The sequence below is a fragment of the Planktosalinus lacus genome (genome assembly GCF_014640155.1).
GTDB classification, from domain to species: domain Bacteria; phylum Bacteroidota; class Bacteroidia; order Flavobacteriales; family Flavobacteriaceae; genus Planktosalinus; species Planktosalinus lacus.
In genome coordinates, this window is record NZ_BMGK01000001.1 from 245323 (window position 1) to 268750 (window position 23428).

Sequence of the window (23428 nt, forward strand, 5' to 3'; positions counted from 1 at the left end):
TTTTATCTATTCAAGTTTTACATCTGGCTTAGAAGGCGTTTTGCTTACAGTAATAATTTCTGTAATTGTAACTATATCTTCCCAACCGTCTTCATTATCTGCTTTTTTGTTTACTACACCTTTAATGACCACAGGAACCATGTCAAATTCATCTGCTTTAACCGTTTCTACTTGCTTTGCCAGTTCCTTTGCCTTATCGTCAATTTTAACTCCATAAATGAAGTCATCTCCTTTTAAAACAGCAGCATCATCAAGGTAGATAAAGTCTGCTGAAATTTCTTTAGCCTCTTCGTTAGTTTCAGAGGTATTTTCATTGTTTTTACATGCTGTGAAAACAACAAGCGCACTAAATAAAACAAAAATCTTTTTCATTGGTTTAAAGTATAATTTGATTGATTGTTAATTTATCCAACTGAGCCTTCTAGGCTTATTTCCAATAGTTTTTGGGCTTCAACGGCAAACTCCATTGGAAGTTTGTTTAGTACTTCTTTGCTGAATCCGTTTACGATTAATGCAATTGCTTTTTCTGTATCAATACCGCGTTGATTACAATAAAAAATCTGGTCTTCACCAATTTTTGAGGTGGTTGCCTCGTGTTCAATTCTTGCGGTTTTATTTTTTGCTTCTATGTATGGAAATGTATGTGCGCCACATTTATTTCCCATTAACAAAGAGTCACATTGTGAAAAGTTGCGGGCGTTTTCAGCACGGGGACTAATTTGAACGAGTCCGCGATAAGAGTTTTGAGATTGCCCTGCTGAAATTCCTTTAGAAATGATTGTACTTCGGGTGTTTTTTCCAAGGTGAATCATTTTCGTTCCGGTGTCTGCTTGCTGGAAGTTATTGGTGACTGCAATGGAGTAAAACTCTCCTATGGAGTTGTCACCTTTCAGCACGCAACTTGGGTATTTCCAGGTAACGGCACTTCCTGTTTCTACCTGGGTCCAGGATATTTTGGCGTTCTTTTCGCAAAGGCCTCTTTTTGTAACAAAATTATAGACGCCTCCTTTTCCTTCTTTATTTCCGGGATACCAGTTTTGGACGGTTGAATATTTTATTTCTGCATTGTCTAAAGCGATTAATTCAACCACAGCCGCGTGCAGTTGGTTTTCGTCTCTTGAGGGTGCGGTGCAACCTTCGAGGTAGCTCACGTAGCTTCCTTCGTCAGCGATAACAAGGGTTCTTTCAAATTGCCCTGTGCCTGCCTGGTTGATTCTAAAATAAGTTGACAATTCCATTGGGCATTTAACACCTTTTGGAATATAACAGAATGAACCATCACTAAAAACGGCTGAGTTTAAAGCAGCATAAAAGTTATCTTTTTGAGGAACCACGGTTCCAAGATATTTTTTAACCAATTCAGGGTGCTCTTTGATGGCTTCGGAAATGGAACAAAAAATGATACCCTTTTCAGCAAGTGTTTTCTTAAAAGTTGTTGCTACTGAAACAGAATCCATTACAATGTCAACTGCCACTCCGGCCAATTTTTTTTGTTCATCAATCGAGATGCCCAGTCTTTTGAAAGTGTCCAATAGCTCAGGGTCTACTTCATCAAGACTATCATATTTGGGTTTAGAATTGGGAGCAGAGTAATAAGAAATGGCTTGAAAGTCGGGTTTTTGATAATGCACATTGGCCCACTCTGGTTCAATCATTTCTTTCCAGTATCTAAAAGATTCCAATCGCCATTTGGTCATCCATTCAGGTTCTTCTTTCTTTATAGAAATGGCTTTTACTACTTCTTCATTTAGACCAATAGGAAATGTGTCAGACTTGATGTCTGTATAAAAACCATATTTGTATTCTTTGGTTTCCAGTTCCTTTTGTAAGTCGTCTTCGGTATATTTACTCATAGTATTTTTATTTCGTTATAACGAAAAACTTTCTCCACAGCCACAGGTTCTGTTTGCATTTGGGTTGTTGAACACAAACCCTTTTCCGTTTAAACCTCCACTGTATTCTAGTGTAGTGCCCACCAGATAAAGAAAACTTTTCTTGTCAATCACAATTTTGACGGCATTGTCTTCAAAAAGCTTGTCGTTTTCAAGGGTGTTGTTGTCAAAATTTAATTCATAGGACAAGCCGGAACAACCACCACTTTTAACGCCTACTCTCACAAAGTCTGTTTCAACATGAAACCCCTCTTCAGCCATCAGCTGAGCGAGTTTTGTTTTAGCAGTATCACTTACTTTTATCATCTTAAGTAGATTTGTTCTAAATAATGGCACAAATATACAATTTTTATACTGTCTTTTGGTGTTAGATAAATTATAAAATTAGATGGGAGTATAGCTTTTTGTGATGGAAATAAAGGGTCAAAAATCTATTCGTTGGGATCTTGAAAATCTGGATTATTGATAAACTCGGGGTCTGAAAGTGATAACAAAAACGCTTTTAAGTCTGCCTTGTCTTCTTCAGAAAGTTGTACACCGCCTTGAGCAACAGCTTTCATCAAAGGATCTATGGTTTCAGAAAACACCAGTCCTTCGCTGTAGTGATTGATTACTTCTTCCAGGGTTTCAAAGCGGCCATCGTGCATATAAGGGGCAGTAAAAGCAAGATTTCTGAGCGAAGGTGCTTTAAATTTTCCGTTGTCACGGGGGTCGCCTGTTACACTGCCCAGTCCCAAATCTGTAAAGGATTCATCGAGGCCGTTGTTGTGAAACGTATTATCGGTCCAAAGAGGATTGAAGGAATTACCGTGACAATGGAAACAATCACCCCTATCTTCATCCATAAAAACATTGAAGCCGTTTAATTCTTGTGGTGTCAAAATGGTTTCACCTAAAAGATGGCGGTCAAAACGCGAATCTGCAGAGGTGAGCGTTCTTACAAATTGTGCAATTGCTTTTGTAACCAAAACAGAATCTATTGTGGAACTTCCAAAAGCATCATTAAAAAGTGTTGGGTATTCATTGTGATTTTGAAGACTGGCCACAACATTGGGCCAGGTATTATTCATTTCAATTGGGTTTGTGACCGGTTCAAAAATTTGTTTTTCGAGTGTTGTTGCGCTTCCGTTCCAGTTAAATTTTTCCTGGAAATTCCATGCTAAATTTTGAAGAGGCATGGAGTTTCTGAACCCTTCAATGCCGTCAATACCCACACTAAATTGAAGTGGATCTGAAAAAGCATTCTGTGGGCGGTGACAGTCTGCACAAGCTTGTGTGCCATTTCCGGACAGAACGGGGTCAAAAAATAATTTTCTTCCCAATGCGACACCTTCTTCAGTTTGTGGATTTGAAGCAGGAATTACAGGTTCAGATAAAAATTGGGAGAATAGTTCAGGTATTTCGAGGGGTTGTGGAGTTGCGACATATTCATTACTGTCGTCACTTGAATTACAGGCGACAATTGAAATAATTAAACCAAATAGTATAACAACTTTTAAACGCATCAGGGGGTCGTAATATCACCTAAACTAAATACTGTACCGCTATTATCATACATCATTTTTTGTGCTGTGTAGTTCATCATCAGTTCTGTGTTGAACTCATTCAAGTCCCAGGTGTGCGGGTTTTTAAACCATTCAGCAACATTCATATTGAATTCAAAAGTGGTGTTTTGATTTAACGTAAAGTCTGAAGAAAGATATACGGTTCTGTAATTTGCTTCATAGGTGTTTTCACCCACACGGGCAGTTCCCATATGATAATTGAAAGGTTGAGCACCTTCAGTAGTTTCATAAGTGCCGTCCATTTGTAAAAAATGGTAACCACCACCTAAATTTTCAGGCCAGTTCCAGGAAACTGAGTTTAGGTCTGCATAGGCACCAGATATATTGTATTGTTCATCGAGTCCCAATGTAAAGGAAATGACAGTATATTCTCCTTCAGGAATATTTGCATTGAAGGTAAAGTTTAAGGTTTCTTCATCTGATAAATCAAAAAGTTGATATCCTGAGAGTTGTGTTGTTTGACCGTTTTCCTGGTAAAAAGTGATGTTTGAAACAATGTAACGCAAGCGGTCAAGTGACAACTGGTCACCGTTTGCATTGGTATAAGTGGTTGAGCCAAAATCATCAAATGTTAGATTTTGATTGTCCCAGTTGTGGTTAAATTTGAATGATAAGTCAAGATTATTTACTTTGTCATCATCACTACTGCAGGCACTAAATAGTGTAATTACCGCAAGTAGTATTAAGGTTTTTTTCATTGTAGATTACTTTAATTTTATTAATAGAACGTCTTTTGACCCTTGATTATTGGGAATGTCAAAATCATTGCTTTCTGTGCTTCCCGTAAGGACAATATTTCCATTAGTTGTTAATATCCCTGAGTTACAAAACTCCAGATTACTACCTCCATAGTTTTTTTCAAAAATCAAATCTCCATTGGCATCGGTTATATTCAGCCAGAAGTCACTTTGGCCATAATTGGCAGAGACATCCTGGTCGTTGCTTCTGGAGGTTCCAAAAAGGATTAACTCCCCATTTTGTTTTTCAATTACTTTACGACCGGTGTCAAACTGTGCTCCACCATAAGTTTGTTGCCACAGTAAATCTCCGGTTTCATTTATTTTTAACAACCATGAGTCTGCGTTTCCTTTTGAGTTTGTAACATCCTGATCGTTGCTTCTGGTGTCTCCCAGGATGAGGAAATTCCCATCATTGGTTTTTGAGATTGAATAAGCGATTTCAATTCCAGAGCCGCCGTAGTTTTTTTGCCATTCCATTGCTCCTGAGGCATCAGTTTTTACAACCCAAAAGTCGTAACTTCCTTTAGGGTCTGTAATGTCAAAATCTTCACTTTCGCTATTGCCAATCATTATGAATCCCCCATCGGGTGTTTGCACAACATCATAAGCCCGATCGTTGCTGGTTCCTCCAAAATAGGTATCCCATTGTTGGTTTCCTGAGGCGTCTGTTTTGATGCCCCAAAACTCACCTACGCCGTGACGATTACCGGATTTATTTACAGGCTGTGAGACTGACCTTCCGTCAAAATCCATAAACCCTGCAAGGAAATATCCACCGTCAGTGGTTTGAATTAAAGACTGACCCTGGTCGTTTCCTGTAAATCCAAATGTTTTTTCCCAAAGGATATTTCCGGAGTTATCAAGTTTTAATAACCAAAAATCATAAAAACCGTTATTTAGGGATACATCACCATCGTTACTTCTGGTATAGCCTATTACACCTAAACCACCATCGGATGTATTGATGATTTTTGTAGCTCTGTCGTCAGACGACCCACCATAAGTTTTGCTCCACAGGAGGTTACCGTCTGCATCAGTTTTGAAAACCCAAAAATCAGCATCGGTACTTGTTTTGTCTGAAATGTCTCCATCGTTACTCAGAGTATATCCCAAAACCGCAAAGCCCCCATCAGTAGTTTCAATAATGGAATTGGCATCATCTTCACGTGAACCACCAAATGTTTTTGCCCATTCTATTTCACCTAAAAATTGACCCGGGGTGTCATCTGAATTTATGACGTCATCATCACTCTTACAGCTAACGACAAGCATAAATACCAGTAAAATAAGAGCACTATTTGGGGTCAAATTTTTAAAAAGCATGTTACTTTTTGATTATTTTTTTTGTGGTGTTACCATTGAGTATTACAAAATACATTCCATTGTTTAATGAACTTATGTCTAATGTTCTGCCCATCGTATGATTGTTTTCAATTAAGATTACCTCTTGGCCCAGCGTATTTAGAATTCTAATTTCGTTAATAGGTGTTTCCTGAGATTTAATTGTAATAAAATCTTGAGCCGGATTAGGCGTAATGCTAAAAGTCGGTTTAGACTGTGATTCTGTTGATAAAAAGTTGGGATCCTTAACAAGTAAGAAGCCTCTGTCAACATCACTTATTACTATATTTCCACTTGCAAAGTAGGGATATACACTCCAAGCACCACCAAATCCGGTATTGTCATCCCCGGGGCGCGAGTCAAAATAACCAACTTCTGTCATTATTTGATTGTCAATTTCTGAAATATCAATTGCTCTCAAACCTGCGTGATAATTAGCCAAATAATATGTATCACCTCTCACATAACCGTTGTGATCAATTGCAGTTGTTGGGCCGGTATAATCAAACGTTTGAAAAGGGCTGTCAAGGTCTGTAAAGTCAAATATCACTGTTCTGGTATTAAACCCAAAATTTAGTTCGTCTAACTCATCACCCATTAAAAAGTATCTATGATCTTCTGTTAGCCAACCTTGGTGAGAATAACTTGTACTTGTAAAGGTAACATTGCTAATCAATTGGATGTTGTTTTTGTCTGTTACATCCAGGATAACAACTTCGTTTTCATTGCTTCCAATAAAGAGTTCTTTACCGGCATGGTCTGGGTCTGGGCCTTCATAAAATACCACTTGTGCATCGTGTGTATAATCTGAACTGCTATAACCAGATTCAAATACAGGGTTTGTTGGGTTTTGAATGTTAACAATGTGTGGACCACCGCTAAAAGATGAAGTACCAACAGCGTATGCATACCCATTTTCTTCATTGATCACAATATTGTGTGCTCTACCAAATCCATCATAATGAGCATCGTTTGTGAACGTTTCAGGTGGATTGTTTACGTTTCTTAGTCGTGTTAAATCAAATATTTGCATACCATGATTCGATGCTTCACTGACAATAAAGGCGTGGTTGTTATAAACCTTGGCATCTCTCCAAGTACTTGGATCAGTCTGTGTGGGAAGCTTACCAAGATATATTGGATTTACGGGGTCTGAAATATCTATAAAAGCAGTACCGTTTGAAACACACATAATTGCATATTCTTTATTTGTATCAGGGTCTGTCCATCCCCAACTATCATTTCCTGCACCCGCTGAAAGTATGCCTAAATCAATTTCAGACTGCAAATCATAACCATCACAAGGATATGAACCGGCAAAGCCATTTTCACAAGGGATTTGAGCAAATAGAAATCCGCTAAAAAGAAGAAACAGGGGGAGTAATTTAATTTTCATTCGATGTTGTTTTTTGTTTAGGCTACAATACTACAATAATTTGTTAGTAAATTTATTTATAATCTTGTTAAAAATAGAGCTATGTTAGCCAATTTTGTGTTATAGACAGCTTGAAAACACTCGTTTGATAAAAATTGTTTTAGTTTTGCTTCTTAAAGAAAGTTTCTATGAGCAAGAAAAAGTCTGACTCTATTAAAGATATCTCAACCCTGGGTGAATTTGGTCTTATTGATCATTTAACCAAAGATTTTAAAATAGTTCAAAAATCCACCTTAAAGTCAATAGGTGATGATGCCGCTGTGATTTTTGAACAGGATCGTCAAATGGTTGTCACCACAGATTTATTGATTGAAGGTGTACATTTTGATTTGAGTTATATGCCCTTAAAACATTTAGGTTACAAAGCGGTGGTGGTGAATCTTTCAGATGTGTATGCTATGAATGCTGAAGCTACTCAAATAACTGTTTCCATTGCCATTTCCAACAGGTTTCCGCTTGAAGCGGTTGATGAATTGTATGAAGGCGTCAAAACTGCTGCTAAAATTTACAATATTGATGTAGTGGGTGGAGACACCACTTCTTCAACCCGAGGATTGATTATTAGTGTGACCGCTATTGGTTTTGCTGAGAAAGAGGAGCTTGTTTATCGCGATGGCGCAAAAGAAAACGATTTGATTGTTGTCACGGGAGATTTAGGTGCGGCTTATCTTGGTTTACAGGTTTTGGAAAGAGAAAAGCAAGTATTTCAAGTTAACCCTAATAATCAACCAGATTTGGAACCTTATGTATATTTGGTTGAACGACAGTTAAAACCCGAAGCACGAAAAGACGTTCGTGAACTTCTCAAAGCTCTTGAAGTGATGCCCACAGCGATGATAGATATTAGTGACGGACTTTCTTCAGAGGCCATGCACTTGTGTAAAAATTCAAAACTGGGGTGTAATTTATATGAAGATAAAATACCTTTGGATCCTCAGGTAATTTCAACTTGTGAAGAGTTTAATTTAGACAGCACAACGATTGCTCTAAACGGAGGGGAGGACTATGAATTGTTATTTACTATCTCTACCGAAGATTTTCCTAAAATAAAAGGCAACCCTCACTTAACGGTCATTGGACATATGACCCATCAAAAAGAAGGTATGCATATAATTACAAGAGCTAACACTAAAATTCCATTGAAAGCAAGAGGTTGGAATTCATTTCAGGAAACTTCTGAATAAGACGCTCTTCTCATTTTCTTTTGAATAAATGCTGAAAGACATGAGTTGATTTCTTTCATTTTTGGAGTGAGCGCTTCAATCAATCCATTGACATTGTCTGTTACCTCATGGCCACAACAGCTGCAACGATACTCTGAAATAACATCATTAATTTTTTTGGTTTCTTTATAATTGTGCCCAACGGTAGCACAAATTATTTTTCCGAATGGTGAGGTTGCTTTGGGGGTAGCTTTTTCCATGTGTCGGAGTATTTTTGTTAAGGTTTAAAAGTAATAAAAAATTACATATACCCGACAAAAGGCAATATTATTCGATGAAATGCATATAATTTAACATTTCAGGCCTGTTCTCTATGGTGCTCATATGGCCTCCATTTAAAATTATTAACCGGGAATTGGTTGTTTCTGCAATGGTTTTTAGTTCTGAAACCGGCATGATAGGGTCTAAACTACCTGCTATGATAATTTTAATTTTGTCAAACTTTTTTAAAAAATGAGACCGGTTTTTTCTAATTTTCATTCCTTCAAGTGCAGCAATGATGCCTTGAGTTTTCATTTTTAAAGCATCTTTTTTTAGCACTTCAATTTCATGGGCAAATTTTTCTTTGTTTTGTTCTGCAAAGAGATTTGTAATTGCCATACTTAAAAAAACATTTTTATGCTTTTTAACCAGTGCGATGGTCCTGTCGCGGTTTTCCTTTCTCTCAGCGGAATCTGCTTTTGGAGTGGAGTTTAACAACACAATTGCTGTACAATTTTCAGGAAATATTTCGGCGAAAGCCAAAGCTACATACCCTCCCATTGAGTGCCCGATAAATTTAGCTCGTGAAATATTTTCCTTTAATAATACAGCTTGAACCACTTGAGCCATTAACTCCATAGTATGAATATAACCCAAACAGTCACTTTTTCCATGTCCGGGTAAATCGATGGTAATAACGGTATGATTATTTGATAGTTGGGAAATAAAGGGGTCCCACATCGTTTGATTTTCCAAAAAACCGTGGAGTAACACCAATGTGTTTCCGTTGCCCTGACGCGTATAATAAAAACTAGAAGATTTATAATTCAGCAACATTTGATTTTATTTAACTGAACACTGCTACTGATTATAGACCACTAAAAAATTATCCATTCATCAACTCTTCAATCTCTTCCACTTCTATCGGAATGTTGCGCATCAAATTAAAAGGCTCTCCTTTTTCCTGAACCACTACGTCATCTTCCAGACGAATTCCAAAACCTTCTTGTGGAATATAAATTCCCGGTTCTACTGTAAACACCATGTTGGGTTGTATGGGTTCCCACAGGATACCATAATCGTGGGTGTCCAAACCTATGTGGTGTGAAGTGCCGTGCATAAAGTATTTTTTATAAGCCGGCCAGTCGGGGTTTTCGTTTTGAACATCGGCTTTGTCCAAAAGACCGAGGCCAAGTAACTCTGAGGTCATCAGTTTGCCCACTTCCTCGTGGTATTCTTTCCAAAGCGCACCGGGGACAAGGAGTTTTGTTGCTTCATTTTTAACGCGGTTTACAGCATTGTAAACTTCTTTTTGTCGTTGAGTGAATTTCCCTGAAACCGGAATTGTACGGCTCATATCGCTGGAGTAGTTTGCATATTCGGCTCCCACATCCAGTAAAATTAAATCACCCGCTTTGCATTCCTGATTGTTTTCAATGTAGTGCAGCACATTGGCATTGTTACCGCTGGCGATAATGGGGGTATAGGCAAATCCCCTTGAGCGATTATTCAGGAATTCGTGCATAAACTCAGCTTCCAGATTATATTCCATCACACCGGGCTTGACAAAATTCAATATCCTGCGGAAGCCTTTTTCGGTAATATCACAGGCTTTTTGCATCAGTTTGATTTCGATAGGGTCTTTTATACTGCGCAAACGTTGCAGGATGGGATTGCTTTTTGCCCACTGGTGAGCAGGAAATTTTTCTTTTGTTTTTGCAATAAAACGGTCTTCACAGGTTTGGGTTTCCACCGCCTGACGGTAGTGTTCATTGGTGTTAAAATAGATGGTCTCCGTCTGTGTCATGAGTTCAAAAAAGATTTTGTCAAACTCCTGCAACCAGTAAACTGTTTTGATGCCGCTCACTTCAAACGCGCGTTCTTTGGTGAGTTTTTCACCTTCCCACACGGCAATATGCTCATTGGTTTCTTTGAGGAACAACACTTCCCTGTTTTTAGGATCCGGGGCATCAGGAAATAACAGCAGTATGCTTTCTTCCTGGTCTACACCGCTTAAATAAAGTATATCACGTGCTTGTTGAAACGGCATGGTGCTGTCTGCACTGATGGGGTAAATGTCATTAGAGTTAAAAACGGCCAAACTTTTAGGCTTCATTTGCGCCATAAAGTTGTTGCGGTTTTTAATGTAGAGGGCTTTGTCTATAGTTTCGTATTTCATAACTAAATTCCCGTGTAGGTGGGAGTCTCAAAATTAAAAGCCTGCCTTTCGGCAGACAGGTTCATATCTCCATTAATTACTTCCGCATAAAGCGGAAAAAACAAAGTTACTCAAAGGAGTTGAGACGTTAAAGTTTAATTACGAATAACTTTTTCAACAAGATGCCCTTTGTTTGTTTTTAACCTCAGAAAGTAGATGCCGGGTGATAGTTTAGAAAGGTCTACTCGATTGTTTTGGAGTGAAACATCCAGTTGTTTTCCTGAAGCGTCCAAAAGGGTGAGTTGCTCAATCACTACAGACCCGGAATTTATATAGAGCCAACCGTTTGTAGGGTTGGGGTAGTATGCCACTTCCAAAAGGTCAGGATTTAGAGTTGAAAGGTTGCAGTTTTCACTGATGATTACCTCAGGGTCCACCTCCCACAAGCCTTCATTGATCATTTGGGTTACATAAGCTTCATCATCAACTTGAAGGCATTGCAAGTTGGGGTTGTTTATAACAGTAATTTCATAAGCATTCAAGGTAGCGGTATTAATGTTGTGATTATTCCCATTTTGAATGTCAATCGCTGTAAGATAGGTGTTCTTAACCTGCATTCCCAAAAACTCAGGATTGTTAGATAAATCAAGTGTTCCTTCCAGGGGGGTGTTTTCACTGACAAACTGCATTAATTCGGGGTTTTGGCTCAGGTCAACACTTGTGATTTCAGTGTCGCTGATGGTCAACCCTTTTAAGTTTTGATTTTGGGTTACATCAATTTCTGTCAATGGGTTGTCATATACGCTAATACTTATTAGACTTGAGTTTTGGCTAATATCTATGGCTGAAAGATTGTTATTGCCCATGTGTATGTGGGTAATATTTACATTTTGACTAAGGTCTATTTCTGTAATGTTGTTGTCATAGACCATCAGTCTTAAGAGTTGCGTGTTTTGAGTAATGTCCAGTTCGCTCAGGTTATTGCCACTTAACCAGAGGCGTTCTAAATTGGGGAGCATGCTTACATCAACTGATGGTAAGCCATTGTTAATTAAACGAATTTCCTTCAGGGACCCGGTATTTGGGAAAATAACCTCATCAATGGGTTGACTGCTGGAGAGGCTTACCTCCCTGAGGCTAAGAAGGCCGGACATATCAATGGCGCTGAAATTGTTATTGGTAATGAACAACTCTAAAATGGAAGGAAACTGGTCAATGCCTTCAAACGATTGAATGTCATAGCCTACAAGGTGTAAATTGAGGGTCATACCCACCTCTTGCTGGTCAATGATGCCGTCCTGGTTAAAATCAACAGGGCTGTCAGGGAAACCGTCAAAATCCTGGTCTATCACCAGCTCGTTGAGCAAGACATCCATAAACACGGGGTCGGGCACGGTCACCTCCTGTGCCGTCACAGGATAGTTTATCAAGAATATAAATGCTAGAATTATTTTTTTCATTTTTATACTATATAGTAACCTCAACAATTCATCGCTTGGAGGTTGTTGATTTTTAACATTCAAGTTTAATTACGAATAACTTTTTCAACAAGATGCCCTTTGTTTGTTTTTAACCTCAGGAAGTAGACGCCGGGTGATAGTTTAGAAAGGTCTACTCGATTGTTTTGGAGTGAAACATCCAGTTGTTTTCCTGAAGCGTCCAAAAGGGTGAGTTGCTCAATCACTACAGACCCGGAATTTATATAGAGCCAACCGTTTGTAGGGTTGGGGTAGTATGCCACTTCCAAAAGGTCAGGATTTAGAGTTGAAAGGTTGCAGTTTTCACTGATGATTACCTCAGGGTCCACCTCCCACAAGCCTTCATTGATCATTTGGGTTGCATAAGCTTCATCATCAACTTGAAGGCATTGCAAGTTTGGGTTGTTTAAAACAGTAATTTCATAAATATTTAAGGTGTTGATGTTGTGATTGTTTCCATTTTGAATGTCAATCGTTGTAAGATTGGTGTTATTAACCCTCATGCTCAAAAACTCAGGATTGTTTGATAAATCAAGTGTTCCTTCCAGGGGGGTGTTTTCACTGACAAACTGCATTAATTCAGGGTTTTGGCTAAGTTCAACATTTGTGATTTCAGTGCCACTGATGGTCAACCCTTTTAAATTTTGATTTTGGGCGACATCAATTTCTGTCAATGGATTGTCAGTTACTAGTATACTGATCAAGCTTGAATTCTGGCTTACATCTATGGTTGAAAGGTTGTTTTGGTCTAAACTGAGATGTGTTAGATTTACATTTTGACTCAGGTCTATTTCTGAAAGGTTGTTGTTATCACCCCAAATCCTTAAAAGTTGTGTGTTCTGAGTAAGATCCAGTTCACTCAGGTTATTGCCGCCTATCAAAAGAACTTCTAAATTGGGGAGCATACTAACATCCATAGCGGGTAGTTCTCCATTGATTATTTTAATTTCTTTAAGTGTTTCGGTATTTGGGAAAATAACTTCATCAATGGGTTGACTGCTGGAGAGGCTTACTTCCCTGAGGCTAAGAAGGCCGGACATATCAATGGCGCTGAAATTGTTATTGGTAATGAACAACTCTAAAATGGAAGGAAACTGGTCAATGCCTTCAAACGATTGAATGTCATAGCCTACAAGGTGTAAATTGAGGGTCATACCCACCTCTTGCTGGTCAATGATGCCGTCCTGGTTAAAATCAACAGGGCTGTCAGGGAAACCGTCAAAATCCTGGTCTATCACCAGCTCGTTGAGCAAGACATCCATAAACACGGGGTCGGGCACGGTCACCTCCTGTGCCGTCACAGGATAGTTTATCAAGAGGATTGATACAAAAATTAGATATTTCATAGTGTGGTCTTTCACATTCATTATTAAACGCCTGCTAAGAAAGTGACTGATCAAAACATGTAAACAAGCGTCCAAAAGGTAAGAAATTTCTTAAATGAGGGGTTTTTTGTATTCAAAATAAAAAGGATTAAGGTTTGTAAAAATGGGGAGTTTTGCTAAGATATAAAATATTTTTTAAAGCAAAGCTTTTGAAACCAACTTGTAAATAGTTACTTTCAACACGCTAAAAAATCAACTTTTATGAAATCCATTCTCTCCTCTCTCGTCGTTTGCTTATTTATCTCTTTTTCATTTGCACAACCTGCTGCTACCACGGCTGTTGAGTTGCAAGCTGCACTTGAACAATTGGAAGCCCATTCTGGAAATTCGCTTGTAAAAAACATGGCCTTTACCAACATTGGCCCTACCGTGATGAGCGGTCGTGTGGTCGATTTGGATGTAAACCCACTTGACCCCACCGAATTTTATGTTGCTTATGCCAGTGGTGGCTTATGGCACACAAATAACAACGGCACCAGTTTCACCCCGGTAATGGACAATGCTCCAACACAAAATCTTGGGGATATAGCCGTTGACTGGAAAAGCGGAACCCTATGGGTGGGCACCGGCGAGAATAATTCTTCCCGTTCATCTTATGCGGGAATCGGTATTTTAAAATCAACTGACAAAGGAAAAACATGGCTAAATATGGGACTTACAGATTCCCACCATATTGGCCGTGTTATCATTAATCCAAATAACCCTGATGAGGTTGTAGTAGCGGTTGCGGGCCATTTGTATTCACCCAATGAAATGCGCGGTGTTTATAAAACGTTGGACGGTGGAAAAACATGGAATAAGACACTCTTTATAAACAACGAAACCGGTATTATCGATCTGGAGGCAGACCCTAAGAATTTTAATGTTCTCTATGCTACCTCCTGGCAAAGAGACCGCAAAGCCTGGCATTTTGAAGGGAGTGGGGAAGGATCGGCCATTTACAAAAGTACTGATGCCGGAAACAGCTGGACGAACGTTTCAATGGAAGGAAGTGGTTTTCCAACAGGAAACGGTGTGGGGCGCATTGGGTTGGCCGTTTATGACGCCAATACTGTTTATGCGTTTCACGACAATCAAGATTTCAGGCCCAAAGACAAAGGCTCTCAAGCCGAAGGCATTCTCACCAAAGAGGATTTTAAAAACATGACGGTAGCCCAATTTATGGCTCTGGATAATAGTGCTTTAAACCGTTTTTTACGGGAAAACAATTTTCAGGAAAAATACCGCGCTGAAAATGTCAAACAAATGGTAAGTGGAGGCACGGTAAAACCGGAAGATTTGGCCAAGTACCTCGAAGATGCCAATGCCATGTTGTTTGATACCCCGGTCATTGGTGCTGAAATTTATAAAACCACCGATGGCGGAAAAAGCTGGACCAAAACCCATGATGATTTTCTGGATGACATCTATTATTCATACGGATATTACTTTGGTGAAATTCGTGTGGAGCGCAACAATCCCGATGCGATTTACATTTTTGGGGTTCCCATTTTAAAATCCAAAGACGGCGGAAAAACCTTTACATCGATGGATGCACCCAATGTGCACGTAGATCATCACGCATTGTGGTTGAATCCCAACAAACCCGGGCATCTTATCAACGGGAACGATGGCGGGGTCAACATCACCTATGATGATGGAAAAAACTGGCTCAAAGCAAACTCCACGCCTGTGATGCAAGTCTATGCCCTGCAAGTGGATAATCAAACACCTTACAATGTGTATGCAGGTTCGCAGGACAACGGTGTTTGGGTGGGCCCCAACAACTATTCCCATTCCATGCGATGGCACAATACCGGTGATTATCCTTATAAAGAATTGATGGGTGGTGACGGGATGTATATTGAAGTAGATGAACGCAACCCAACTATTGTTTATACCGGTTTTCAGTTTGGGAATTATTTCAGGATAGACAGAGATCAGGATAAAACCACTTACATCCAACCCAAACACGAACTCGGCGAGGCGCCTTTTCGTTTTAACTGGCAGACCCCTATTTTGCTTTCTAAACACAATCAGGATATTTTGTATTATGGCGGAAACAAACTAATGCGTTCCATGAACCAAGGGGATGATTATACGGCCATTTCACCAGACTTGACTAAGGGTGGTAAAAAAGGAAATGTGGCGTATGGCACATTGACTTCGATTGACGAGTCACCGTTTCAGTTTGGTTTGTTGTATGTCGGAAGTGATGATGGCCTGCTTCACATTTCTAAAAACAGTGGTGGAAGCTGGGAGAAAATCTCTGATAGTTTTCCGCAGGATTTATGGGTGTCGCGTGTAATTGCTTCAAAGCACAAAAAAGAACGGGTATATTTGACACTTAACGGTTACCGCTGGGATGATTTTAAACCCTATGTCTATATGAGTGAAGACTATGGAAAAACCTGGAAAGCTATTCATGGTAATTTGCCATTATCACCTGTAAACGTCATCAGGGAAGACCCTGCCAATGCAAACATCCTGTACCTGGGTACTGATAACGGAGCCTATGTAACTTTTAACCGCGGTGAAAGCTGGGAACGTTTTTCCTCTAATTTGCCGAATGTTGCTGTGCATGATTTACGCATTCAGGCTGAAGCCAAGGATTTGGTTTTGGGAACCCACGGCCGTTCTATTTACAAGACAAATATTGCAATGCTACAGGAAATGAGCCCTGAAAAACTAAAAGATAACCTGATTGTATTTGATATAAGCAATGTGCGTCATTCTGAGCGCTGGGGAAGCAAATGGAATAGTTGGAGGGAACCCATTGAGCCATCAACTGAAATCCGTTTTTACACCGGGAACACCGGTGCTGCAACCATTATGATAAAAACCGAAAAAGGCACCACACTTTATAGTAGTTCTGAGGATGTCATTAAAGGTTTTAACAGGTATGAATATGATTTAACTCTTTCTGAAAATGGAAGAAAAGCTTATTTAAAAGAAAATAAGGAAGCTACTATTGAAGAAAAACAAAATGGAAAATACTATTTACCAAAAGGAACCTATACCTTGGAAATTACTTTAAACGGAGTAAAGAAAACAAAGGAAATGGTGGTGGAATAGCTGTAGTTTTTATTCATTTTAATTTAGAATGAATCCAAAAAAGCCAAGGGTCGCTTTATCCCAGGCTTTGCTATGGAGTATCTATACAGTATCTATACATTAGGTTGCTTTTTGGTCCATCTTAAAGTAGCTGAAACTCGTCTTTGTCATTCAAAAATTTCAATTGAGTCCTGATTTTCTCTAAATGCTCTTTATCAATAGAAACAATTTTAATTTCTTCTTCTTCGGGGAGCGAATCAGTTATTAATTTTCCGAGACCGTCATAAACAGCTGAGTGCCCCACATATTCATAACCGTCACCATCCATGCCCACACGGTTTACGCCTGCACAGTATGCCATGTTTTCCACGGCTCTAGCCTGCAATAAAATATCCCAGGCATTGACTCGGGCTTTGGGCCAGTTGGCCACATAAAGAATCAATTCATAGCCTTCTACGTTGCGCGACCACACGGGGAATCTCAGGTCGTAACAAATCATCAGGCAGATGTTCCACCCTTTGTAATCGATGATTACTTTTTCTTTGCCGGGGCTGTATGTTTTTTCCTCTTTTGCAAGCGTAAAGAGATGCCTTTTATCATACTTCCCGATCACGCCTTCAGGAGTTACAAAAAGCATCCTGTTAAAATAGTTCTCATTCTCCTGAATAATAACACTTCCCGTAATGGCGATATTTTTTTCTTTTGCCAGGGTTTTCATCCATTCCACGGTGGGTCCATCCATAGGTTCAGCATTTGGAGTTGCATTCATGGTGAAACCTGTGGTAAACATTTCAGGAAGGATAACTAAATCAACATTCTCTGAAATAGAGCTGATTTTCCCTGAAAAATATGCCCGGTTGGCAGCAGGGTTTTCCCATTCCAGCGGCGCTTGAATCAGTGCCAGTTTTAATGTCTCTTTCATAATTTTCTCAATATTTCTGTGGCTTGTGTGAGGGTTTCTTCGGTTTTGGCAAAGCAAAACCTGAGTACTTTTGGGTCTTCCCCATTTTTACTGAAAACGGACGTGGGAATAGAGGCAACTTTGTGGTCAATGGTAAGCCGTTTGGCAAAATCTACATCGTTTTCATCTGTGATGTTTTTGTATGACAACAATTGGAAATAGGTTCCTGAAGCCGGGATAAATTCCCATTTGGAGCCTTCAATTCCGTTTAAAAAAACATCTCTTTTCTTTTGATAGAACGCTGAAAGCTCTAAATAATTTTCAGGGTTTTCAAGATATGTTGCCAGCGCATGCTGGATGGGACGGTTCACACAAAAAACATTGTATTGATGTACTTTTTGAAACTCGGCCATCAACTCTTTTGGCGCAACACAATACCCCATTTTCCAACCGGTATTGTGGAAGGTCTTTCCAAACGAGGCCGTTATAAAGGAGCGCTGTGCTAATTCCGGAAAACGAGCTACACTCTGATGTTTTTTGCCATCAAAAATGATATGTTCATACACCTCATCACTTAAAATTAGAATATTGGTATTCCTGACGAGTTCCTGCAACTGCAGTAAATCTCCTTCTGAAAGAATAGTCCCACTGGGATTGTGCGGACTGTTGATAATGATCATTTTGGTTGCCGGGGATATTTTCTGTTTTACCTCTTCCAAATCAATATGATAATCGGGAGTTTTAAGAGGGATGTTGACCGGTTTCCCCCCGTTGAGGATTACGGCGGGTTCATAGCAATCATAGGCCGGCGTGAACATGATTACCTCATCTCCTTTTGAGATAAAAGCTGTTATGACCGTAAAAATTGCCTGAGTAGCACCGGCTGTTATGGTAATTTCTGTTTCGGGGTTGTAACTGCTGCCGTATAAGGTGTTGATTTTATGGCAAACGTTTTCGCGTAAAGCGGGCAAACCCGCCATGGGTGCATACTGGTTGTGGCCGTCACGCATCGCTTTTGAGACAAGGTCAATGAGGGTTTTATCACTTTCAAAACCCGGAAAGCCCTGGGACAAATTAATTGCATTGTGGTCTGCGGCCAATTTGCTCATTACTGTGAAAATGGTTGTCGAGACATCAGGCAATTTGGAAACTATGGGAAACTGCATATTAATTTTCTGTAGATTTTTGGTCTGCTAAAGTTCTGAAAATAATGCAAGAAACACGAATCTTACCCAAACAAATATGCAACCACTTCCTCAATTTTGGAAACCTTCTGAACGCTTATGGCTGAATTCAGCTTAGGGATTTTGCAATATTTTGACACCATAATGGTATTGAAGCCCAGTTTTTCAGCTTCCAGGATGCGTTGTTCAATACGCGCCACCGGGCGAATTTCGCCTGCAAGGCCCACTTCGGCTGCAAAGCAAATGTCTTTTGGTAATGAGATGTCTTCATTGCTGGAGAGAATGGCAGCAACCACAGCCAGGTCAATGGCCGGGTCATCCACAGAAATGCCTCCCGTAATGTTTAAAAACACATCTTTTGCTCCTAGACGGAATCCGGCGCGCTTTTCCAAAACGGCAAGAATCATATTCAGTCGCTTTGCATTGTAGCCCGTTGTGGTGCGTTGTGGTGTACCATAGACCGCCGTGCTCACCAATGCCTGAATTTCTATCAGCAAGGGTCTAATGCCTTCCAGTGTGGCGGCGATGGCATTTCCGCTGAGGTCTTCTTCGTTTTTTGAAATCAGGATTTCGCTGGGGTTGGGCACTTCACGTAAACCGTCTGCCCGCATTTCATAGATGCCTATTTCGTGTGTGGAGCCAAAACGGTTTTTGTGTGCTCTTAAAATCCGGTACACGTGGTTTCTGTCGCCTTCAAATTGCAAGACGGTATCGACCATATGCTCGAGAATTTTTGGTCCGGCGATGGTTCCGTCTTTGGTGATATGCCCAATGAGTAACACCGGAGTGGCGGTTTCCTTGGCATATTTAATGAGTTCTGTGGTGCATTCTTTTATTTGCGAGATGCTTCCGGCACTGCTTTCTATGTAATCGCTGTGCAGGGTTTGAATGGAGTCGATTACCACGATTTCCGGTTGCAATTCTTCTATTTGTTTGAAGATATTTTGGGTTTTAGTTTCGGTGAGGATAAAGCAATTTTCTGCTTTTGAGGGAATGCGTTCTGCACGCATTTTTATTTGTTTCTGGCTTTCCTCCCCTGAAACATAGAGTAATTTGTAGGGCATTTGCAAGGCGATTTGCAACAATAATGTTGATTTGCCAATACCGGGTTCACCACCCAAAAGAATTAAGGACCCGGGAACGATTCCGCCACCCAGCACACGATTGAACTCTGTGTTTTGGGTGTCGAGGCGGGCTTCTGCCGTGGTGTCAATTTCATTGATGCGCAAGGGTTTAGTGAGTCGACTTGATTTAGTTTGAGAAGGTTTCCAACTAAGTTTTTCGGGTTTTTCAATGAGTTCTTCGGTAATGGTATTCCATTCTTTGCAGGCCGTGCACTGGCCCTGCCATTTGGCAAACTGGGTACCGCAATTCTGGCAAAAAAAAGCTGTTTTGATTTTTGCCATTAGAAACCAAAGTCTTGTTTGATTTTGTCAGCTCTGTCCAAAAGCATATCTATTGTTATGAACCCAACTTCTTCCAGTTCAAAAGCTGACTGATAGGTGCGCATCGCTTTTTTGGGTTCACCGGTTTCTTCAAAGAAACGTCCTAAATAGTAGCTTCCTAAAACTGTGTCAGGATGTTCTTTACTGGCCAATTGAGCGACCTGTTCAAGAGATGTCCATTCTTTTTTTCGTTCGGCAGCTGAGGCAATTGCAATAATATCATTTTCGCGCACCTCTGTTTTAAAACCAAATAAATCTTCAATAGTGGTATATTTTGTCATTAAATACTCAAAGACAGGCGTTTTAAGATTTAAAATAATTTCGTCATAATCCTTTTTGCTGATTGGTCTGAAAATTGAAAATATTTCTTCCAGTGCTGATGGAATGGCTTTCCCAACTAATGAATAATGGGAAGCTCCCTCAAAGTCATCAAAATAATAGTGAATATTTTCCTTATTAATGGTTTTCATATTTTCGTGAAGCTCAAGAGTTACCTCTCTTATGGGTTTTAAATCGTTGGAGCCAGTTGCCAGATAATAAAATATTTTGTGGGGAGTTTTTGAAAGGCTTTCGGCAATACGACTATCCATCATTGGTGCTAAATCAGGACTTAATGATAAATATCCATTAAACAATGGTGGGTCTTTAAACAGGTAGTAATTCATAAAATTAGCAGTAAATTCATGACCGACTGCCAGAATAAATTTTGCTGTTCTGTAATTTTTATCAATATGTGGAATTAATTCCAATCCGATAAATTCAAAAAAATCGGCTCCTTTTTCTGTTGGCAAAAAGTTGGTCTCGTCATATTGGCCATCAAAGTCGCGTGTGCGTCCTTGCATAATTCCCACAACGATTGCCTCCGGCATTTCTTCCCAATAAGAATAGTAGTCTACATTTCCGGCTACGGGTTCAAAAAGGTAGTCTGCATCAAAAACCAATACAATGGGGTATACTTTTTCAGTGTTGGCATCATAATTTCGCGGCAACTGTATTTTTAACCTTCTGGTTTCCTGAAGCTTAGTTGAATTGAATTCTTCATAAATCACTTGTGATGATAAGCCTGTTACCATAAAAAAGCACAACAGAAGTAGGATTAATTTTGCTTTCATCTGTACCTAAATTTTAAATGAGATGTGAAAGGTATAAATTATTTTACTTTTTAATGTAAAATTTCAACCCTATGTAAGTTAAATATTGGAGCGAGTCGAACTTCTTACCTTATTCAATACAGGAAGTAACAAAAATGAAAGTCCTCCAAGAATGATCACCATCACTGTTTGGGAGGTCCAGACAAGCCAACCAAATGCAGTACCGGCAGTTTCAGGCACATTAAAAAGCAACAGGATACCGGCAATGAAAAAAGGGTAAGAGCCAAAACCGCCATTTGTAAAGGCAATAGTGATACTGCCCACAACAAATGATGTGATTACTGCGGCAAGAGAAATGGTGCTGGTTTCATCGAGCGCAAAAATCATTAAGTAATACATTGATAAATACATCACCCAAATAAAAATGGTGTGGCCTATAAAGGCCCACTTTTTTTCCATTTTAAAAATACTAAAGACGCCTTCTTTTATGCCCAATAAAAAGTTTTTGATTTTTAAGCTCAGTGGTGTGTTTGATTTTTTTAAAAAATAAAAAAACAAAAACCCAACAGGAACTGCTATTAGCACTAAAATAAAGAGGTTGAAAGAATCAATGGTTTCAGATAAATAGCTTGTCAAGAGTTTGTATTGCAGGCTTAATGTTAGTGCAATGAGAGAAAGTAAAATAACAAAATCTGCAACACGCTCTGAAATAATGGTTCCAAATGCTTTGTCAAAGGGTACATTTTCATATTTGTTGATCACCAACGCTCTTGAAATTTCACCACTTCTGGGGATAAACAGATTCATCAAATAAGTGATATAAATCGCCATCACATTGTTGTGGTATTTGGGTTTATATCCCATTGGCGAAAGCATGTAATTCCATCGGTAAGCCCTTGACAAATTGCTCAGAATACCAAAGAAAACAGAAATAGCAACAAAGCCATAGTTGGCTTCCTGAAAGTGATTTTTAATTTCTTCAAGTTGTGAAGGTGTAAATTTGTTGTATGAATACCAAATGAGAAATACCCCCAATAGAAGGGGCAATGCAATTTTAAAAAACTGAATTGTTTTTTTCTTCAAAATTATTTGAGAAGGTTGGTTTTTTCGTCCGGAAAAATAAGTGCCGGCTTGAATGAGCGGGCCTTTTCAATATCCATCATACCATAAGTGATGAGAATGAGCACGTCACCCACTGCTACTTTACGCGCAGCAGCACCGTTCAGAGTTAATTCACCGCTATTTCTAGGGCCTGGAATTGCATAGGTTTCAATACGTTCACCATTGTTATTATTAACAATTTGAACTTTTTCACCTTGAATAATATTCGCAGCATCCATTAAATCTTCATCTATAGTAATACTGCCAATATAGTTCAGGTCTGCACCTGTAACTTTTACTCTGTGAATTTTAGATTTTACAACGTTTACAAACATTTTGCAAAGATAATTAATTTAAAGCGATATTATCAATTAAGCGGATTTCTCCTGCAAACACGGCGATAAATGCGCGGTATTTTTTATTTTTTTCTTTATTTTTGAGGGGTTGAAGCGTTTCTTCGTCAGCAATTATAAAATATTCAAGTTTGAGTGTTGTGTTGGCTTCAAAAGTTTCTTCTACTCTCTGAGTAAGTTCATTAACATTTTTTATGCCAAAATCTGCCTGAACTTCAGTTAAAACTTTGTAGATCAACGCTGCCTCTTTAAATTGTTTTTCTGAAAGGCGTTTATTTCTTGAACTCATAGCCAATCCCGTGGGTTCTCTCATTATGGGACACGCAATGATTTGTACTGGTATATGCTCAATTTCTATAAGTTTTCTTACTATTTGAAGTTGCTGAAAATCTTTTTCTCCAAAATAAGCTTTATTAGGTTCAATAAGTTTAAAGAAAGATTTTAAAACACTGCCCACACCGTCAAAATGTCCGGGTCTGAAACTTCCCTCCATCTCATGCTCAATGCCTTCAAAGTCAAATTGTATAGTTTGCAAGCCATTTGGATAAATATCCTCCACGCGTGGAACATAAATCATCAACTTGTCTTTTAGATGTGATACTATTTGAATGTCCTCTTCAATAGTTCGCGGATAATTTTCAAAATCTTCTTTATTGTTAAATTGGGTGGGGTTCACAAATATACTAACCACCACCGTATCATTTTGATTCATTGCACTTTCAATTAATGAAAGGTGACCTTTGTGTAAAGCTCCCATTGTAGGCACAAAACCAATAGTTTGCTCTTGCTTCTTAATCGCGTTAAGTTTAGGCTTTAGCTCTGAAATTGAATAGTATACTTGCATTTTTTTTCTTGAAACGGGGTGCAAACTTAAGATAATCCCTTCAATCTGCATAAATTTT

At 39.1% G+C, this 23428-nt stretch carries 21 protein-coding genes; 2 read left to right on the top strand and 19 right to left on the bottom strand.

Annotated elements, in window-relative coordinates; genetic code table 11:
• Positions 1–6 precede the first annotated feature (6 nt).
• The 7 genes from IEV69_RS01210 to IEV69_RS01240 all read right to left on the bottom strand — a co-directional run bounded on the left by IEV69_RS01210 (position 7) and on the right by IEV69_RS01240 (position 6934).
• A complete protein-coding gene (locus IEV69_RS01210) occupies positions 7–372 on the bottom strand; it encodes a hypothetical protein (protein ID WP_188438641.1) in 366 nt (121 codons plus the stop codon).
• Positions 373–404: 32 nt separating this feature from the next.
• The gene (gene sufB / locus IEV69_RS01215; RefSeq protein ID WP_188438644.1) at positions 405–1853 is read right to left on the bottom strand and encodes a Fe-S cluster assembly protein SufB; all 1449 of its coding nucleotides are present in this window, start codon (positions 1851–1853) and stop codon (positions 405–407) included.
• 15 nt (positions 1854–1868) lie between these two features.
• The gene (locus tag IEV69_RS01220; protein WP_188438646.1) at positions 1869–2198 is read right to left on the bottom strand and encodes a HesB/IscA family protein; all 330 of its coding nucleotides are present in this window, start codon (positions 2196–2198) and stop codon (positions 1869–1871) included.
• Between the two features lie 125 nt (positions 2199–2323).
• Positions 2324–3397: a cytochrome-c peroxidase gene (locus tag IEV69_RS01225; protein ID WP_188438648.1), complete on the bottom strand. Its 1074-nt coding sequence runs from the start codon at positions 3395–3397 to the stop codon at positions 2324–2326.
• Positions 3397–4155: an MbnP family protein gene (locus IEV69_RS01230; RefSeq protein WP_188438650.1), complete on the bottom strand. Its 759-nt coding sequence runs from the start codon at positions 4153–4155 to the stop codon at positions 3397–3399. The genes IEV69_RS01225 and IEV69_RS01230 overlap by 1 nt, the downstream gene beginning before the upstream one ends.
• A 6-nt stretch (positions 4156–4161) precedes the next feature.
• A complete protein-coding gene (locus tag IEV69_RS01235; protein ID WP_229741255.1) occupies positions 4162–5505 on the bottom strand; it encodes a hypothetical protein in 1344 nt (447 codons plus the stop codon).
• A gap of 16 nt (positions 5506–5521) precedes the next feature.
• The gene (locus IEV69_RS01240) at positions 5522–6934 is read right to left on the bottom strand and encodes a choice-of-anchor B family protein (RefSeq protein ID WP_188438654.1); all 1413 of its coding nucleotides are present in this window, start codon (positions 6932–6934) and stop codon (positions 5522–5524) included.
• A 167-nt stretch (positions 6935–7101) separates the two neighbouring features.
• Here IEV69_RS01240 and thiL point away from each other — a divergent pair, with 167 nt between their 5' ends.
• Positions 7102–8157 (top strand): thiamine-phosphate kinase, encoded by a 1056-nt coding sequence (gene thiL / locus IEV69_RS01245; RefSeq protein ID WP_188438656.1) that lies wholly within the window; start codon positions 7102–7104, stop codon positions 8155–8157.
• Here the strand turns inward: thiL and IEV69_RS01250 are convergent.
• The 5 genes from IEV69_RS01250 to IEV69_RS01270 form a co-directional block, all read right to left on the bottom strand.
• Positions 8139–8396, bottom strand: coding sequence for a DUF1660 family phage protein (locus IEV69_RS01250; protein WP_188438658.1), 258 nt, complete (start codon positions 8394–8396; stop codon positions 8139–8141). The two genes, thiL and IEV69_RS01250, sit on opposite strands and share 19 nt — an antisense overlap.
• 67 nt (positions 8397–8463) lie before the next feature.
• Complete coding sequence (locus IEV69_RS01255) at positions 8464–9234, bottom strand: alpha/beta fold hydrolase (RefSeq protein WP_188438660.1); 771 nt, start codon at positions 9232–9234, stop codon at positions 8464–8466.
• Between the two features lie 49 nt (positions 9235–9283).
• Positions 9284–10576 carry an aminopeptidase P family protein gene (locus IEV69_RS01260; RefSeq protein WP_188438662.1) on the bottom strand — a complete coding sequence of 431 codons (1293 nt, stop codon included), beginning with the start codon at positions 10574–10576 and terminating at the stop codon, positions 9284–9286.
• 134 nt (positions 10577–10710) lie between these two features.
• On the bottom strand, positions 10711–12015 hold the full coding sequence (locus IEV69_RS01265; RefSeq protein ID WP_188438664.1) for a T9SS type A sorting domain-containing protein: 1305 nt from the start codon (positions 12013–12015) through the stop codon (positions 10711–10713).
• A 65-nt stretch (positions 12016–12080) separates the two neighbouring features.
• A complete protein-coding gene (locus IEV69_RS01270) occupies positions 12081–13379 on the bottom strand; it encodes a T9SS type A sorting domain-containing protein (RefSeq protein ID WP_188438665.1) in 1299 nt (432 codons plus the stop codon).
• Between the two features lie 240 nt (positions 13380–13619).
• On the opposite strand from IEV69_RS01270, the gene IEV69_RS01275 reads away from it, so the two are divergent.
• A complete protein-coding gene (locus IEV69_RS01275; RefSeq protein ID WP_188438667.1) occupies positions 13620–16472 on the top strand; it encodes a VPS10 domain-containing protein in 2853 nt (950 codons plus the stop codon).
• 121 nt (positions 16473–16593) lie between these two features.
• Here IEV69_RS01275 and IEV69_RS01280 read toward each other — a convergent pair whose 3' ends face one another.
• From IEV69_RS01280 to panC, 7 genes are all read right to left on the bottom strand, one after another.
• Positions 16594–17373 carry an amidohydrolase gene (locus tag IEV69_RS01280; RefSeq protein WP_188438669.1) on the bottom strand — a complete coding sequence of 260 codons (780 nt, stop codon included), beginning with the start codon at positions 17371–17373 and terminating at the stop codon, positions 16594–16596.
• Positions 17370–18518 carry a methionine aminotransferase gene (locus tag IEV69_RS01285; protein WP_188438671.1) on the bottom strand — a complete coding sequence of 383 codons (1149 nt, stop codon included), beginning with the start codon at positions 18516–18518 and terminating at the stop codon, positions 17370–17372. The genes IEV69_RS01280 and IEV69_RS01285 overlap by 4 nt, the downstream gene beginning before the upstream one ends.
• Positions 18519–18580: 62 nt before the next feature.
• Positions 18581–19942 carry a DNA repair protein RadA gene (radA, locus tag IEV69_RS01290; RefSeq protein ID WP_188438673.1) on the bottom strand — a complete coding sequence of 454 codons (1362 nt, stop codon included), beginning with the start codon at positions 19940–19942 and terminating at the stop codon, positions 18581–18583.
• Positions 19942–21093, bottom strand: coding sequence for an alpha/beta hydrolase-fold protein (locus IEV69_RS01295; protein WP_188438675.1), 1152 nt, complete (start codon positions 21091–21093; stop codon positions 19942–19944). The genes radA and IEV69_RS01295 overlap by 1 nt, the downstream gene beginning before the upstream one ends.
• A 78-nt stretch (positions 21094–21171) precedes the next feature.
• Positions 21172–22155: a lysylphosphatidylglycerol synthase transmembrane domain-containing protein gene (locus IEV69_RS01300; RefSeq protein ID WP_188438676.1), complete on the bottom strand. Its 984-nt coding sequence runs from the start codon at positions 22153–22155 to the stop codon at positions 21172–21174.
• A 2-nt stretch (positions 22156–22157) separates the two neighbouring features.
• Positions 22158–22508 carry an aspartate 1-decarboxylase gene (panD, locus tag IEV69_RS01305; RefSeq protein WP_188438679.1) on the bottom strand — a complete coding sequence of 117 codons (351 nt, stop codon included), beginning with the start codon at positions 22506–22508 and terminating at the stop codon, positions 22158–22160.
• Positions 22509–22521: 13 nt separating this feature from the next.
• Positions 22522–23370: a pantoate--beta-alanine ligase gene (panC, locus tag IEV69_RS01310; RefSeq protein ID WP_188438681.1), complete on the bottom strand. Its 849-nt coding sequence runs from the start codon at positions 23368–23370 to the stop codon at positions 22522–22524.
• Positions 23371–23428 lie beyond the last annotated feature (58 nt).